The organism is Rothia gullae (genome assembly GCF_024294905.1).
Lineage (GTDB): Bacteria > Actinomycetota > Actinomycetes > Actinomycetales > Micrococcaceae > Rothia.
In genome coordinates, this window is the sequence record NZ_JANCOC010000004.1 from 1 (window position 1) to 15,862 (window position 15,862).

Sequence of the window (15,862 nt, forward strand, 5' to 3'; positions counted from 1 at the left end):
CCCCCCCCCCCCCCCCCCCCCCCCCCCCCCCCCCCCCCCCGCCCCCCCCCCCCCCAAAAACGGCGGGGTGTTTTTGGGCTATTCGGAGCGGGCAGCCAGTGCCGCCTCGTACAGGTCACGCTTGGAGGTGCCGGTATCAGCAGCGACCACGGCGCAGGCGCTCTTGAGACGCTCGCCACCAGCCACGCGGTCGAGGACCAGCTGTACTACGTCCTGCGCTTCGGGGGTTTCGGGGGCTTGTGCCCCCTCAACGATAATGACGATTTCGCCTCGGACGCGTTCAGACTCAGCCCATTCGGCAAGCTCAGCCAGGGTACCGCGTCGAACCTCTTCGTGAAGCTTGGTTAGCTCACGACTGACCGTTCCGCGGCGGTTGGCGCCGAAGGTCTGCACGAAGTCTGCCAGGGTCGCGGCGGTGCGGTGCGGGGATTCGTAGAAAATCATGGTGCGCTCCTCCCCCGCCAACGATGCAAGACGGCGGGTGCGCTCGGAGCCCTTGCGGGCGAGGAAGCCTTCAAAGGTGAATCGTCCGGTGGGCAGACCGGAGAGCGCGAGCGCGGTCAACGCCGCGGAGGGACCGGGCACCACGGTGACGGGCAGGTCGGCTTCCGTGACGGCTGCGGCGGCAACGTAGCCGGGGTCGGAGATGGTGGGCATGCCCGCATCCGAGAGCAGTAGCACGCGCTGGCCGTCCTGTACCGCCTGCACGATGGTTTCGCTGCGTTCGGCTTCGTTGTGGTCGTGGTTGACGATGATGCGGCCGCGGGTGCGCACACCAAGCCCGGAGGCGAGGGTGCGTAGCTTGCGGGTGTCTTCAACGGCGATGAGGTCTGCGGTGGCGAGGGCTGAGCGCAGTCGGTCGGAGGCGTCGGCAAGGTTGCCGATGGGGGTGCCTCCGAGGATGAGCACGCCGCCTTCTTCGGAGGTGACAGCAGGGTCAGCGGTGTCAGCCTGGGGTGCCTCGACCGTTTCTGAGGGGTCGATGGTTTCTTCGATGTATTCTGCGGGTGCGGTCATGGCAGGCCTCGTGTCTGTGTCTGATCTTCGTGTACCCACTAAGTGTAACGCCCGCACTCAATCCGGTGCCGGGTGGGGTGGCGGGTAATAGGTGGCTGGTGTGGGTGGGCTTCCGGATGCGTCATATATGCCGTTCACGGGCTGAAATGGTGCATCGTGCGTTCTGACCCTTTAGGATTGATGGGGTGAAGATACCTAAGCTACTTTCTCCCGCATCTGCCGCTCCGGTTGGTCCGGCCGATTTGACCCGTTCTTCGTCTGAACGCGGTCGTTACGGCCTCGATTCTCTGCTGGATGCGCTCGCTGTTGCCTATATTCGTGCCCCCCGTTGGGGCTGGTTGGTGCCTGCATTGATTGTGCTGATTGCCGGCATTCTGCGTTTCTATAATTTGGCGCATCCGAATGCCATTGTTTTTGATGAGACGTACTACGCCAAGGACGCCTACTCGTATGTGCATTATGGCTATGAGTTGAGCTGGTCGAAGGACGCTAATGCTTCCTTTGCAGCGGGTCACCCGTCGGGTCTGTTGACGGATTCGCCGGAGTATGTGGTGCATCCTCCGTTGGGTAAGTGGATGATTGCCGCGGGCATGGCAATTTTTGGTGATAATAATCCCTTTGGTTGGCGTGTTTCTGCTGCGCTGATTGGCACCCTGTCGGTGGCGTTGATTGCCTATGTTGGCTGGTTGCTGTTCCGTTCAATGACGGTGGCGACTATTGCCGCGCTGCTGGCTGCTGTGGATGGTCTGATGCTGGTGGAGTCTCGTTTGGCTCTGCTGGATATTTTCCAGATGTTCTGGATTTTGGTGACTTTTGTGTGCCTGGTGCTTGACCGCATTCAGGCACGGCGCGTGTTGGCGCGCCATATTGCGGAGGCGGCACGCCAGAATGGCGGTGTGCTTCCGCCGATACCGTGGGGCCCGAGCATGGGTCTGCGCCTGTGGCGTTTCGCGGCCGGTGTGTGCGCTGGTGCCGCGGTGGGTGTGAAGTGGAATTCGTTGTTCTTCGTTGCGGCGATGGGTCTGCTCACGGTGTTCTGGGATATTAATGCTCGCCGTATTGTGGGTCTGAACAAGTGGGGTTTGACGGCGCTGGTGCGTGACGGCATACCCGCATTTTTCCAGATGATTGGCGTGGGCCTGCTGGTGTATCTGAGCACTTGGGCAGGCTGGTTCCAGTCGTCGAATGCGTATTTCCGCCGTTGGGCTGTTGAGAACCCGGGCAAGGGTGTCATGTGGCTTCCTGAGGATTTGCGTTCCTTGTGGGAGTACCATGTCTCGGCGTTTAAGTTCCATTCTGGTTTGAGCAGCCCGCATACGTATTCTTCGCAGGCGTGGCAGTGGCTGGTTTTGGGTCGCCCGACCTCGTACTACTATGAGTCGCCAAAGTTGGGTTCTTCGGGTTGTACCGTGAAGTCCTGTTCCGAGGCTATTTTGAATATCGGCAACCCGGCGATTTGGTGGGCTTTTATTCCGGCGATTATTGTGGCGCTTCTGGTTTTGGTGCTGAAGCGTGATTGGCGTTTTGGTGCGTTGCTGGTTGTGTTCGGTGCGGGCTATTTCCCGTGGTTTATGTACCCGACTCGCACGATGTTTTACTTCTACGCTCTGTCCTTTGAGCCGTTCCTAATCCTGCTGTTGGCGGGTGTTTTGGGTCTGGTGCTGTCGGGTGCTCGCGGTTCGGTGTTGCGTGCTCGTTTGGGCGTGACACTCGTGGCGATTTACCTGGTGGGTGTGCTGATGTTGAGTGCGTACTTTATGCCGCTGTGGACTGCTCAGGTGATTCCGTATGAGCAGTGGTATTCGCATATGTGGTTTAAGTCCTGGATTTAGGCTCAGGTTTTTAGGCTGGGGTTTTAGACCTGGTCTTAGACAGGGGTTCAGGCGCGAGCGATGCGAGCTTGGGTATAGCGAAGGGGGCTGGGTTCTACCGTGTGGTAGAGCCCAGCCCCCCCCCTTGTTGTGCTCTTTCCGCGCTGGTTTGCACGGGGAAGTGGCTGATGATTTTTAGTTATCGCCGACTCGTGCGGAGGCGAGCTTGACGCGCAGTTCCTGGCGTTCTTGGCGGCGGCGTTCTGCCTTAAGCTTGCGGTATTTGGTGGGCCAGGTGGTCACGAGCAGGAGCGTAATCTGCGCTGCTACGAGGACCGCTACAGCGATTGCCGCGTCAATCCAGAATTGCGGCGGGTAGAGGCGGATCAGGGAGCTTCGTATGGAGAATTCCCAGTTGCCCTGCGGGAAGAACACCTGGTGGAAGGTGGTAAACAGCCATTCCCAACCGAAGACGCCCACGACACCGAGCACCGCGATGAGTCCCAGAGTAATCCATGCGCCACCGAAGAGGCTGCGGCGGATGGTGCCGGGGGCGCGCTCGCGCAGGGAGATGCTGCTAAAGAGCGTTATCAGGAATAGTGCGGCAACGGCTACGGTGGCGATGAGCAGTACCCATTTCACGTCGTGCATGTGGTTCACTTCTGCTTCAGTGAAGGCGAAGGTATTGTCGGCACCGGTGGTGACGCGGGCGAGATATTCGCGCGGCGCGAAGTTGTTGATGTAATCCACGCCGTAGGAGCCCAGGCGCATCCTCTCGATGAGGTAGTAGCCGTAGCTGTCTTTGGGGAATCCTGGGCGGTGGTATTCGAGCCAGAGGAAGGGCGCGGAGGCTACAGCGCGGATCGCAATCATGAGTACGGTCAGCGGTACGGTGAGCGCGATGAGGGTTGCGCGGAGCTTAATGAAGCGCGGGGTGTCTTCCACGGCATCTTCGCGAGCTGCGGCGCGTTCTGCAGCTTCGGGCGAGGCAGCCAGGGAAGACAGCGGCGCGTTGGGGTCCGCGACCGCGTGGGTGTGACCGGTGCGGGTAGTTTCGGTGCGGTACTTGCGTCCGGCGGTGGAGGCGCTTGCCGCCTCCGCGGTAGCGACGGTTTCTGCTTCAGCCGCATTTTCGGCTTCTGCTGCTGCAGCTGCTTCTGCTTCGGCTGCCCTCTGCATGGTTTCGCGGTTGAGGTCGCTGAGCGTCGGGTTTTTGGGGGTGCTCTGCGAATCGCGTACGAGGGGCACGAAGCCGGTGGAGACGTTGGGGCGGGTGCGTACGCGGGTGCCGACGCCCTGTTCGCGGAGTTTGCTGCGTGCGGGGACGACGGGTACGGAGCCGGTAGGCAGGTCGGGTTCTTCGGCGACGGTGGGTACGTCTGCTGCGATGCGTCCGAATGCGCCGATGGGCGGTGCCGGTTCGCTGGTCACGGTCTCTGCTCGGCGAGCTTTGAGGAGTTCTTCGGCGCTATTTCGGTGGATGGCCGGGCGCAGTGCGCCCCACATTCCTCGGTGTGTTTCTTTGCTCATGGTTCTCGCGTTCTTTTCGAGTAAATGGTGTTTGAGTGAGTTGCGGGTGTCTGTACTATCTGCCAGTTTCTCATACGCAAAGAACCTTCCGTATGAATTCGCGGAAGGTTCTTTGCATTCAGGTGTTTAAATTCTTGGGTTTGAATTCTAGGATTCGATGGTGTCCGAACCCTGGACGGGTACCTTGTAGACCACTCGCCAACCCTGCGGTGCAGTCAGCCGTGCGGCGTGGTCGTCGCAGAGGTCGTAGGCGTGAGGTTCGCGGAATTCAGAGAGTGCGTCAATGATTGCCGTGGAGTCTGCGTAAGAGTAATGGAGAGTAACAGTCGCCTCTCGCTGGCAGGTTTGGCGGGAGCACAGTCGTGCGGTCTGCATATGGGTGGTACCTTCCTGGCTTAGCTCGCCTGCTTGCGCAGTCGGCGGCGTTCACGTTCTGACAGCCCGCCCCAGATTCCGAAGCGCTCGTCATTGTCCATTGCATATTGTAGACATTCTTCGCGCACGGGGCATACACCGCATACCCTTTTGGCGTCTCGGGTGGAGCCACCTTTTTCGGGGAAGAAGGCTTCGGGATCGGTCTGGGCGCAGAGTGCTTCAGCTTGCCAGGCGAGTTCTCCATCTTCGCCTTCGGTTCCGTAGAGTCCTGTCGCTGCGGTCCATACGTCGGTGCAGGCAGGCATGTTTCGTTCTGCATCTGAGAGAAAGGCGTCGGCGACTTTTTCGAGAGACTGAGTGGAATTCATGCTACGGTGCTGAGCGCCTGATGCGCTCGCGGCCGCGACAGAGCGGTCGGATGCAAGGTAGGAGCCCATGGGTTTTCCTTCCGTGTTCTCATTGTGAGCTTAATGAGTCTGCGGATCCGTCGTGGACGGAATCTTCGTGTGTATGGTGTGGCGCGGTTTGCTCTGGCCTCTACGGTCCCTTCCAGAGCAAATGCAGTTATATATCTATTAGACGTGCGACACGCCGTTTCGTCAAACTAGACTTAATCAATGTTTAGATGTATGTGTTACAAGCGTCATATTTAATGTGAATTTGACCTTTATATATTTTCAAGCACGCCACTTGTCCTCACTCACACCCAAGGAGCACCGTAAATTTCCCCTTCTCCAAGACTAGTTTCCATCGCCGGTAAATTCTGCATCTTGACTGCAAATATAAGGGTTTACGACGACCACCCACCCGTCCCATCTCGAGCTCGGGGAAAGAATCTAATAATTAGATAAGAAAAACTTATCTTTTTTCACTATGCAGTTTCTGAATATTCTTCCAAAGCATTGCGAAGCATTTACATTTCCAATTTATATTTATGTCACATTACCAAGATGAGGCTTTAGGACTGTCAAACATTTTGAACCATTAGATTTTTTAGGGCACCCTTAGGCGTTTTTACTTTACCTTTGCATCTTTTAGCACCGCGCATATTCTCCCTGGCTGCCCCCCCGGTACGGTAGAGTGAAACCCATGGTTACTCTCTCCCCCACTGGCGCATCCGTGCCTACAACTCTGAACCGCTTCTTTGAGGAGCTCAGCAACCAGCAGACCCCCGCGCTCATCTGGTACTCGGCAAACGGCGAGCGCATTGAGCTCTCCGGCAGGGTCCTCATGAACTGGGTTGATAAGAGCGCAAACCTGCTGGTTGAAGAATGCGAGCTGGAGCCCGGCGAGGGTTTTGACCTTCAAGCACCTCTGCACTGGCGCACCATTGTTCTGGGCCTGGCGGCGCTGCGCGTGGGCGCTCTCCTCGATCAGGACGAGCCGCTGGTTGCCACGGTCTCCACCGAGCAGGAGGCGAGCTATACGAATGACCCCGCGTACCTTCTGGCGGTTGACCGTGCACCGCTGGCGCTTTCCTACACCGGCGATTTGCAGGCGCTGGCTCCGCACGCCGAGGAGGTACTCGATTACTGTGCTCTGGTTCGTAGCTTTGGCGACGAGTACTCGGGGTTGCTTCCCGATGATTCGGCAGAAATCATTGAGGGTTTCAGCTACGCGGAAGCCTACGAGCAGGCTCTCACACAGGCACAGGCCTATCGTACGGCAGGCTATACGCTACCTTCGGGGCAGCGTGCGCTCGCTTTGGAGTTGAGCCCCGACTACGGTTTTGATGCCTCGGAGGCGACCCTGAGCGCTCTACTGGAGGTGCTAGCTATTTTGGGCTCGGGGCATGCGATGTTTGTGGCTGACCCGAGCGTCAACTGGCAGGATGGGCAGCTGGCGTCGTTGATGACTTCCGAGCGTGCGGCGGAGATTCCCCGCGCATAGCACCCCTCCCCTGTTGCCCGAAAAATTGCACGGGAGGCTACCAATCACACGGAGCGCAAACAAACATATAGGTCTTTAAACGATTTATCCCCCGACACCGTTCAGGTCGGGGGATAAATCGTTATATCACGTTCTAACTAAGCTGCTTCTACAATCTGAGGAGTTCAATCCGAGGACCTTAGGAGTTCTGCGAGCCCGGCTTCGACTGTGCCTCAGGTGCAGTTGCTTCAGAGGTTGCCTTACATGTTGCAGGTTCTTCACCGTCAAGAATGGCGGCGGCTTCATCAAACATACGGCCGAGCTCCTCGTGGTCGGTACCTTCGCCCTCTTCAACCTTCTGGCGGTGCGAACCATACACCCAGAAGCGGTAGAGGAAGTAGCGAAGAATGGTGCCCAGAATGGTACCGATGATTGTACCGGAGATGAAGGATGCCTCGGGGGTGCGCAGGTTCAGCACGTAGGTACTGAATGCCACACAGCCTGCTTCAACGAGAATACCGAGCAGGTTGACCAGGCCGAATTCAACCGCTTCACGCTTCCAGTTTTCGGAGCGGGAGTCGCGGAAGGTCCACAGGCGGTTCATGAGCCAGGAGAAGATAGTTGCGACAACACTTGCAACGACCTTCGCCTTGGTGTGGGACTCCGACATGATGGTCATCATCAGCACCCACACCGTCACAGAGTTCACGATGAAGGCGGCGCCGCCCACGGTACCGAATTTGAGAACCTCAATACCGTAGCTGTCCCAGAGGGATTTTAAGCGTTCGGTGAGGGCCGGTTTCGTCTGTGGGCTCATGGGGGACCTATCTAGCGGAGATTTATCGGGAAAAAGGGAAGATTAGCGCCGGTTGGCGTTGGTAACGCAATGTCCGACGGTTGTTTCAGCCTCTTTTACAAGCTCTTATATGTTATTACAGTCCTGGTTGGTTGTTTGTACCTTTGAGAGTTTTTCCATGGACCTCCCAGCTAACGATACATTCCCTTTCATCTCACGTTGACTGGGTAGAAGGCACGTTTTTGATGGCTTTCGCCCGTATCAAAGCCCACATATTGTGCTCCGCATCTCCTTTGAATTTATTCTGTGACCTTAATGTGGTCTTGCTCCCCACAGGCTCTCCGAACCCGGTACACTTAGGTGATGTGACTTACCCTGTGACTGGACCCGTAATTGGTGTCATCGGCGGCGGCCAGCTGGCCCGCATGATGGCTCCCGCAGCAACTAACCTTGGCCTCAACCTGCAGATTCTCGCGGAGGCGCCCACCGTCGGCGCCGTGGCAGCGGTACGTACCGCCCCCGTCGGGGACTACAAGGATTTGGACACCCTCCGCGAATTTGCTCGCGGCAAGGATGTCATCACTTTTGACCATGAGCATGTGCCCACTGAATTTCTGCGCACTCTCATAGCAGAGGGCGTGAATGTACAACCCCACCCGGAGGCTCTGCAGTACGCGCAGGATAAGCTCCTGATGCGCGCCGCCGTTGAGCGTCTCGGCCTGCCGAACCCGCGTTGGGCTCAGGTGAGCACTCTGGATGAGTTGCTCGCTTTCGGTGATGAGATTGGCTGGCCCGTGGTTCTGAAGACCCCGCGCGGCGGCTACGACGGCAAGGGCGTCCTCGTTCTGGATTCCCCCGAGGAGGCACGCGAGCGCAGTGCTGCGTGGTTCGAGCAGTTGCCTTCCCGCACCGATTTCTCCGCCCTGCTTGCCGAGGAGAAGGTTCCTTTTACCCGTGAACTCTCCGCGCTGGTGGCTCGCCGTGAAAGCGGCGAGGTGCGCCCCTGGCCGGTCGTTGAGACCATCCAGGTGAACTCCATCTGTGACGAGGTCATTGCACCCGCACAGGATCTGGACCCCGAGGTTGCTGAAGCCGCTGCCTCTGCCGCGGTAACCATTGCCTCCGAGCTGGGTATGACCGGCGTAATGGCTGTTGAGATGTTTGAGGTGCCCGGCTCCCCCGCCGGCTTCTACATCAACGAGCTGGCGATGCGCCCCCACAATACTGGCCACTGGACTCAGGACGGCTCGGTGACCAGCCAGTTTGAGCAGCATCTGCGTGCTGTGCTGGATCTGCCGCTGGGTGACACTTCCGTGTTGGAGGGTGTTGCCGTGATGAAGAACTATCTGGGCGGCGAGAACGAAGACATTTTCGGTGTCTACCCGCTGGCGCTTTCGGCTGAACCGCGCGCAAAGATCCACTTCTACGGCAAGGAGACTCGTCCGGGCCGCAAGATTGGTCACGTGAATATTTCTGGCACGGTGGCTGAGCTTGAGGCGCTGCGCCATAGCGCCGCAAATGCCGCCTCCATTTTGCGTGACGGCCGCCCCCTGTAGCCCTATTTTTTAGCCGGTGCGTGGGGTAGGCGCATCCTGCGTATCCGGCGCCCCCCTAATTCAGACGCACCCTATTGATGGTGGTTCGCCACCGCATCCTGAAAGGATATGAGGATTATGTCTCAGTCTCCCTATGATTCTTCCCAGCCCATTGTTGGCATTGTGATGGGTTCGGATTCGGATTGGTCGGTCATGGAGGCCGCAGCCGAGGTTCTGGACGAGTTCGGCATCCCTTACGAGGCTGATGTTGTTTCTGCACACCGCATGCCAGAGGACATGATTGAGTACGGCAAGAAGGCTCACAGCCGCGGTATTCGCGTGATTATTGCCGGTGCCGGCGGTGCCGCTCACCTGCCCGGTATGCTCGCTTCCGTCACCGCTCTGCCTGTGATTGGTGTTCCGGTGCGTCTGAAGAACCTCGAGGGCATGGACTCGCTGCTGTCGATTGTTCAGATGCCCGCCGGTGTTCCGGTAGCTACCGTCTCCATTAACGGTGCTCGCAATGCGGGTCTGCTGGCTCTGCGTATTCTGGGTTCGGGTACCGATGCGTTTGCTCAGCAGGTTCACGCTGATTTGTGTCAGTTCTCTCAGGATCTGCGCCAGAGCGCAATGGACAAGGGCGCGGCTCTGCGCACCCGCGTTGCCGAAGCGAAGGCAAAGGCTGCTGCCGAGCGCGAGGCGGAGGAGAGCTCCTCCGCACCCCGCCCCGCTTCTGCTCCCGAGGCTTCGCCGGAGCCCCAGGCTTACGTTCCCTAAGCTCGGATACACTGGAACGATGAGCAATATTCTTCAGTCCGATATTTGGGCACGTTTTCAGGCATCTAATGGTCACACCGTGATCCGTAAGAGCGGTAACGACTGGTCGTACCTTGCGACCGTTGAGGGCGGCGCTACCGGCCGCTACCTGTACAGCCCGTACGGACCGGTCGCCTCCAGCGCTATGGCTTTTGATGAGGCTCTCACGTCGTTGAAGGAAGAAGCTGCGAAGCATCGTTGCCTGTTTGTGCGCATTGAGCCGACTGAATCCGCTATTTGGGGTGATCAGGATGCGGCTGCTTTCTTGGCTCGTCGCGGTGCGGTTCTGGCTCCTCGCCAGGTGCAGCCTTCGCACACTCAGATTATTGATCTTTCTGGCTCTGAGGACGAGATCCTCAAGGGCATGAAGTCCAATAACCGCAACCTGCACCGCAACATCCACAAGAAGGGCGTGACCATTGAGGTATCGACGAATCCTGAGGATTTGTCGATTCTGTTCGCGTTCTTGGATGAGACTGCGGACCGTAACGGTTTTAACCGTCAGCAGGATGAGTACCTGATGCAGGTTGCTCGCGTGCTGATGCCCGCCGGTGCTGCGTCCCTGTACGTTGCGAAGCTGACCGATGAGAACGGTGAGAGCACCCCGATTGCGGCGGCATTTGTGTACGATTCGGATGACACCCGCACCTACGCGCATGCGGCGGCTTCTTTTGAGCATCGTCGCCTGTCCGCGGGTATTCCGGTGGTGACGAACTTTATCCTGGACGCTAAGCGTAAGGGTCTGAAGTACGTTGACCTCTTCGGTATTGCGCCGGAGGATCAGCCGGATCACGAGTGGGCTGGTTTCACCAAGTTCAAGAAGTCCTTTGGCGGCGAGTCGGTAGAGTACCCGGGTACCTGGGATGTTCCAGTAACTTCTTTGGGTTACCGCGCCTACACGCTGGCGTACAAGGCTCGTCCGGCTGTTCGTGATGCTGTGTCGAAGGCGAAGGCGAAGGTTCAGTCTTTCCGCTCTCGCTAACGGGTTCAGGCTCGTCCTTACTGGGGCGTATCCTGAGAACTAAAAGCTAAATATACGAGGGAGGCCCCCCCCCCCCCCGGTTTGGGGGGGGGGGGGGGGGGCATTTCTGTATCTATCTGTATCTAGGGCCGCGCTGCATACGCCGCGCAAGTCCTAAAGACTACGCACGCTTTAGAGCCCGCGCACGACCTCCAGCAGCTTGAGCGCCGAGTCGCGCCAGGAGTAGCGGCGCACGTCCGACAGGCCGTCAATAATCACGCGCTCGCGAACGGCGGGGTCCTCCAGCGAACGGATAGCCTTCACCCAGTCGGCGGCGTGCGCCTCCGGGGCACCGTCAACCGGCGCGAACACGGCATGCGGTGCAATCTCACGGAAAATCGGGATGTCACTAATCACCGCGGGGCAACCGGCAGCCTGCGCCTCAACCACGGGCAGGCCGTAACCCTCCTCGCGGGAGGCGGTCACCAGGGCGTGCGCCTGGCGGAGCAGCTGCTGGTACTCCTCGTCACTCACGCCGTTGTGCACCTCCACGTTCTCACCGATGAGGCGTTCGTCGGTGAGCTGCACCAGGCGCTGCGGCGGCATCTTCGACAGCAGGTGCAGGCGGTAATCCGGCAGGGAACGCATCGCCAGTAGCAGGGTTTCTACGTTCTTGTACGGCATGAACGAACCCATGTACACCAGGTGCTTGACGGGCTGCTCTTCGCGGGTGGTGGCGCGTTCCAGTGCGGTCTGGCGGGAGACGACGCTGCCGGGCTGCGGGGCGTTGGGCACCACGAACAGCGGCTTGGTGGTCAGCTCGTGCTCACGAATCAGCGAGGCGGTCGACTCAGAAACCGTCACGACCGCGTCGCCGTGATTGAGCAGGAAGCGCTGCGGGGTGTAGGTCTTGTGGAAGAGCCGCCAGCCCACACGCACCGGTGCGGGCAGGAACCCGGGCGGGGTCGGGTGCGAGTAGTAGATCAGGTCGTGCAGGGTGAGAATCAGCTTGAACTTGCGTCCGGTGGAGCCGATGGTCTGCATGGGGGAGAACACCACATCCGGCGCATACTTATTCAGCTGCAGTGAGGCGGTCGGTTCGAGCGGGCCGGTGGGCGAGCAGATTTTCACGTGCGGCAGGTCGGGCAGCATGTCCAGCTGACGTTCGTCGCTAATGATCATGGTCAGGTCGAGGTCGGTGGCGGCTTCGTCACCGGTGTCGATGAGGGTTTTGAGCGCGCCCAGTAGGGATGCGGTGTAGCGGCTGATGCCGTCGTGGAAGCCGATACGGGTGTATCGGGCGTCAACCATGAGTTTCATGTTGGTTCCTTACTTCTCGTTCCCTGAGTGGCCGGCGGCGAAATCGGCGATGAGTTCCGCGGCGCAGCGAGGGGTTTCGTAGTGGATGAGGTGCCCGACTTCGGGGATCATGTCCAGGCGCTCGCGGGCGCCGGTCGAAGTAGCGGGCAGGCTGTGGGAGACGGGCAGCTCGCGGGAGGTCAGCGTCGCGTACATGGCGCGAGCTGTTTCGGGGGTGCCCAGGTCGTCGTCTTCGGCAACGAGCATCTGCACGGGTACTCGGATGGCGGCGGCGTATTCGGCGGCGGTGTGCGTAATGGACGCGTCGTAGGCGCTGAGCACTCCGCGGCGGGAGCCGAAGGAGCCGAAGTAGGCGGCGTGCTGGCCATTGATGAAGCGGCGCATTGCCTTGTCTTTGGTGCGCATCATGACTTCGCTGGAGGCGCGGGTAATCAGCTGCGAGCGCAGGAGCGGGTAGCCGATTTTTTCGGGGAGTGCCGCTCCGGCGCGGTAGTAGAGGGAGGCGAGGCGGGAGGCGACGCGCTGGCTACCTTCGAGCGCGGGTTCGCTAATCGGGTTGATGAGCGAGAGGAGCGCGAGCGAGTTCGGGTGTGCGGCGGCGAAGGCGCTGGTGACGATGGAACCGAAAGAGTGGCCGACCAGGTGCAGCGGTAGGGGCTGTGCATCCTCGCGGGCGGGGTTAGTGTGCTTCACAAAGTTGTTCAGCCACGCCACGTACGCATTGATGTTGTCTTCGCCCTGAGTGTTTTCGTCCTGAGCACCTTCGGGCAGGTCTGCGGAGCGGCCAAAGCCGGGCAGGTCGGGGCTGATGATGCTGACGTTCGGGATGAGCTTCAGCAGGTAGTTCGCGATGATTTCCAGGCCGTGGTGGTCGCCACGGAAGCCGTGCACGAGCAGCACGGGGTAGGAACCTTCGGGGAAGGTTCCGTCGTTCATGCCTTTGCCGTACTGCCAGTAGCGGGTCATAACCGCCTGCGCGCCGTCACCAATGAGGGCGTCGTGGCGGGTGCCGGGAATGAGCGGGCCGGGCACACCCTCAAGAACTGAGGTGTTGGGAGAGTCCGGGGTAACGGTGGAGGTCATGGGTACCTTTCGCGGGTTGGGTACTGAGACGGCAAAGTCCCGTTCTTAATTCTAGGGGAGAAGCCTGAAATGGCTCTGAAACCCGCCTGCCGCATCGGTGGTTGGGCGTGTGATTGCGCAGGTGGTCGGGTGGGTGGTGCCGTCCATTTGGTAGTCGAGGCGGCCTCAACTCTGGCGCGGTTCGGGTTTCGAGTTACACTTGGAGGGTTAAGTTTTTATCAACCTGTCTTTATTTAAGGAATCGCTGTGTCTGCTCAGGTAGAGACCGAACGCAACGAAAATGCGTACGACTTCCGCGCTATGGAAGCCAAGTGGCGCCCCTACTGGGACGAAACGAAGGTTTTCCAGCCCACCGGTGACGCCCCCAAGGGCCGCAAGTATGTGCTGGATATGTTCCCGTACCCCTCCGGTGACCTTCACATGGGTCACGCGGAGGCATTCGCTATTGGTGACATGAACGCCCGCTACTTCAAGCAGTGCGGCTACGATGTTCTGCACCCGATTGGCTGGGACTCCTTCGGCCTGCCCGCTGAGAACGCAGCCATCAAGAACGACACTCACCCCAAGGAGTGGACGTACAAGAACATTGAGACTCAGGCTGAGTCCTTCAAGCGTTACGCTATTGCCGCTGACTGGAGCCGCCGCCTGCACACTTCGGACCCCGAGTACTACAAGTGGACTCAGTGGCTGTTCGAGCAGTTCTACAAGAAGGGCCTGGCGTACCGTAAGGACTCCATGGTCAACTGGTGCCCCAAGGACCAGACCGTGCTCGCGAACGAGCAGGTTGTCAACGGTGCGTGTGAGCGTTGCGGTACTACCGTGACTAAGAAGTCGCTGAACCAGTGGTACTTCAAGATCACTGATTACGCGCAGCAGCTGCTGGATGACATGGAGCAGCTGGAGGGCAAGTGGCCCGACCGTGTTCTGCTCATGCAGCGCAACTGGATTGGTCGTTCTGAGGGTGCTGAGGTGCGCTTCGAGATTGAGGCGACCGAGGATCAGCCTGCTGAGTCTTTCACCGTGTTCACCACCCGCCCGGACACCCTGTACGGCGCAACCTTCATCGTGGTTGCTGCGGATGCGGCGTTCGCCAAGCAGATCGTGGCACCCGAGCACAAGGCTGCCCTGGAGCAGTACCGCGAAGATATTAAGGCGCTGAGCGATATTGACCGCCAGTCCTCCGATCGCGAGAAGACCGGCGTGTTTACCGGCCGCTACGCGATTAACCCGCTGACCGGCGCGAAGCTGCCCGTCTGGGCTTCTGACTACGTGCTCGCTGACTACGGTACCGGCGCGATTATGGCTGTGCCCGCGCACGACCAGCGTGACCTTGAGTTCGCTCTGAAGTTCGACCTGCCCATCGTGAAGGTCCTGGACGTTGAGGGTGCTGAGGACCCGGCTACCAGCGGTGTTGCCGCAGCTGGTGACGGCGTGCTCATCAACTCCGGTGAGCTGACCGGCCTGCCGAAGGCTGAGGCGCTCGCTAAGGCTATTGAGCTGGTTGAGGCTGCCGGCACCGGTGAGGGTAAGGTCATTTACCGTCTGCGTGACTGGCTGCTGTCCCGCCAGCGTTTCTGGGGTACCCCCATCCCCGTGATTCACTGTGAGGATTGTGGCGAGGTTCTGGTTCCTGAGGATCAGCTACCGGTGCTGTTGCCCGATAACCTGCGCGGTGAGCAGCTGGCTCCTAAGGGCCAGTCGCCTCTTGCCGCTGCCGATGACTGGGCGATTGTGCCTTGCCCCAAGTGTGGCAAACAGGCTCGTCGCGACTCGGACACCATGGACACCTTCGTGGATTCCTCCTGGTACTTCCTGCGCTACGTTTCCCCGAACTATGACAAGGCTCCTTTCGACCCGCAGGCTATGAGCGAGTGGGGTGCCGTCGACATGTACGTTGGCGGTGTGGAGCACGCTATTCTGCACCTGCTGTATGCACGCTTCTTCACCAAGGTTGTTCGCGACCTGGGCCTGATCAAGCATGATGAGCCGTTCAAGGCGCTCATGAACCAGGGTCAGGTGCTCAACGGCGGTAAGGCGATGTCCAAGTCGCTGGGTAACGGCGTGAACCTGGGTGAGCAGCTCGACAAGTTCGGTGTGGACGCTATCCGCACCACCATGATTTTCGCGTCCCCGCCCGAGGATGACGTGGACTGGGCGGATGTTTCCCCGTCCGGTTCGCAGAAGTTCCTGGCTCGCGCATGGCGTGTGGCTCAGGACGTCACCAGCGAACCCGGTGTTGACGCAACCACCGGTGACCTGGAGCTGCAGAAGCTGATTGCTCGCACCGTGCACGAGGTTCAGGGCCTGCTGGATAACGGCAAGTTCAACGTGGTTGTTGCTAAGACCATGGAGCTTGTGAACGCTACCCGTAAGGCTATTGACTCCGGTGCTGGCGCGGCTGACCCGGCTGTCCGTAAGGCTGCTGAGACTGTCGCTATTCTGCTGTCTCTGTACGCACCCTACACCGCTGAGGACATGTGGCACGCTCTCGGCCACGACACCCCGGTTTTGACCGCGGGCTTCCCCGAGGTTGACCCGGCTCTGCTGGTGGATGACACCGTCACCGCTATCGTGCAGATTAAGGGCAAGGTCAAGGCTCGCCTGGAGGTTGCGAAGGATATTTCCGAGCAGGAGCTTCAGGAGCTGGCTCTGGCGGATGCCGCAGTCCAGCGTTCGATTGGTGACGCCGAGATCCGCAAGGTGATTGTGCGTGCGCCTAAGCTCGTGAACATCGTGATCTAAGCTTTTT

At 59.4% G+C, this 15,862-nt stretch carries 13 protein-coding genes; 6 read left to right on the forward strand and 7 right to left on the reverse strand.

What is annotated here, in order from left to right:
- Positions 1-78: 78 nt before the first annotated feature.
- Entirely contained in the window at positions 79-1,017 is a 939-nt protein-coding gene (gene rsmI / locus NML54_RS03550; protein WP_254755943.1) for a 16S rRNA (cytidine(1402)-2'-O)-methyltransferase, read from the reverse strand.
- Positions 1,018-1,202: 185 nt separating this feature from the next.
- Between rsmI and NML54_RS03555 the strand changes: the two genes are divergently transcribed.
- Positions 1,203-2,849 carry a dolichyl-phosphate-mannose--protein mannosyltransferase gene (locus tag NML54_RS03555; protein WP_254755944.1) on the forward strand — a complete coding sequence of 549 codons (1,647 nt, stop codon included), beginning with the start codon at positions 1,203-1,205 and terminating at the stop codon, positions 2,847-2,849.
- 174 nt (positions 2,850-3,023) lie between these two features.
- Here the strand turns inward: NML54_RS03555 and NML54_RS03560 are convergent, their stop codons facing one another.
- The 3 genes from NML54_RS03560 to NML54_RS03570 form a co-directional block, all read right to left on the reverse strand.
- Positions 3,024-4,334: a DUF1461 domain-containing protein gene (locus tag NML54_RS03560; RefSeq protein ID WP_254755945.1), complete on the reverse strand. Its 1,311-nt coding sequence runs from the start codon at positions 4,332-4,334 to the stop codon at positions 3,024-3,026.
- 171 nt (positions 4,335-4,505) lie between these two features.
- Positions 4,506-4,733 carry a DUF3499 family protein gene (locus NML54_RS03565; protein WP_254755946.1) on the reverse strand — a complete coding sequence of 76 codons (228 nt, stop codon included), beginning with the start codon at positions 4,731-4,733 and terminating at the stop codon, positions 4,506-4,508.
- 20 nt (positions 4,734-4,753) lie between these two features.
- Positions 4,754-5,170, reverse strand: coding sequence for a WhiB family transcriptional regulator (locus NML54_RS03570; RefSeq protein ID WP_254755947.1), 417 nt, complete (start codon positions 5,168-5,170; stop codon positions 4,754-4,756).
- A gap of 652 nt (positions 5,171-5,822) precedes the next feature.
- Between NML54_RS03570 and NML54_RS03575 the strand changes: the two genes are divergently transcribed.
- Positions 5,823-6,623: a TIGR03089 family protein gene (locus NML54_RS03575; RefSeq protein ID WP_254755948.1), complete on the forward strand. Its 801-nt coding sequence runs from the start codon at positions 5,823-5,825 to the stop codon at positions 6,621-6,623.
- Between the two features lie 178 nt (positions 6,624-6,801).
- Here the strand turns inward: NML54_RS03575 and NML54_RS03580 are convergent, their stop codons facing one another.
- Entirely contained in the window at positions 6,802-7,419 is a 618-nt protein-coding gene (locus tag NML54_RS03580; protein WP_254755949.1) for a GtrA family protein, read from the reverse strand.
- Positions 7,420-7,763: 344 nt separating this feature from the next.
- Here NML54_RS03580 and NML54_RS03585 point away from each other — a divergent pair, with 344 nt between their 5' ends.
- The 3 genes from NML54_RS03585 to NML54_RS03595 all read left to right on the forward strand — a co-directional run bounded on the left by NML54_RS03585 (position 7,764) and on the right by NML54_RS03595 (position 10,731).
- Complete coding sequence (locus NML54_RS03585; RefSeq protein WP_371925788.1) at positions 7,764-8,954, forward strand: 5-(carboxyamino)imidazole ribonucleotide synthase; 1,191 nt, start codon at positions 7,764-7,766, stop codon at positions 8,952-8,954.
- Between the two features lie 117 nt (positions 8,955-9,071).
- Positions 9,072-9,710 carry a 5-(carboxyamino)imidazole ribonucleotide mutase gene (gene purE / locus NML54_RS03590; RefSeq protein ID WP_254755950.1) on the forward strand — a complete coding sequence of 213 codons (639 nt, stop codon included), beginning with the start codon at positions 9,072-9,074 and terminating at the stop codon, positions 9,708-9,710.
- Positions 9,711-9,729: 19 nt separating this feature from the next.
- A complete protein-coding gene (locus tag NML54_RS03595) occupies positions 9,730-10,731 on the forward strand; it encodes a lipid II:glycine glycyltransferase FemX (RefSeq protein ID WP_254755951.1) in 1,002 nt (333 codons plus the stop codon).
- Positions 10,732-10,902: 171 nt separating this feature from the next.
- Here NML54_RS03595 and NML54_RS03600 read toward each other — a convergent pair whose 3' ends face one another.
- Both NML54_RS03600 and NML54_RS03605 read right to left on the reverse strand, forming a co-directional pair.
- On the reverse strand, positions 10,903-12,030 hold the full coding sequence (locus tag NML54_RS03600; protein WP_254755952.1) for a glycosyltransferase family 4 protein: 1,128 nt from the start codon (positions 12,028-12,030) through the stop codon (positions 10,903-10,905).
- A 9-nt stretch (positions 12,031-12,039) separates the two neighbouring features.
- Positions 12,040-13,113: an alpha/beta fold hydrolase gene (locus NML54_RS03605; protein ID WP_254755953.1), complete on the reverse strand. Its 1,074-nt coding sequence runs from the start codon at positions 13,111-13,113 to the stop codon at positions 12,040-12,042.
- Between the two features lie 240 nt (positions 13,114-13,353).
- On the opposite strand from NML54_RS03605, the gene leuS reads away from it, so the two are divergent.
- Complete coding sequence (gene leuS, locus NML54_RS03610) at positions 13,354-15,855, forward strand: leucine--tRNA ligase (protein WP_371925790.1); 2,502 nt, start codon at positions 13,354-13,356, stop codon at positions 15,853-15,855.
- Positions 15,856-15,862 lie beyond the last annotated feature (7 nt).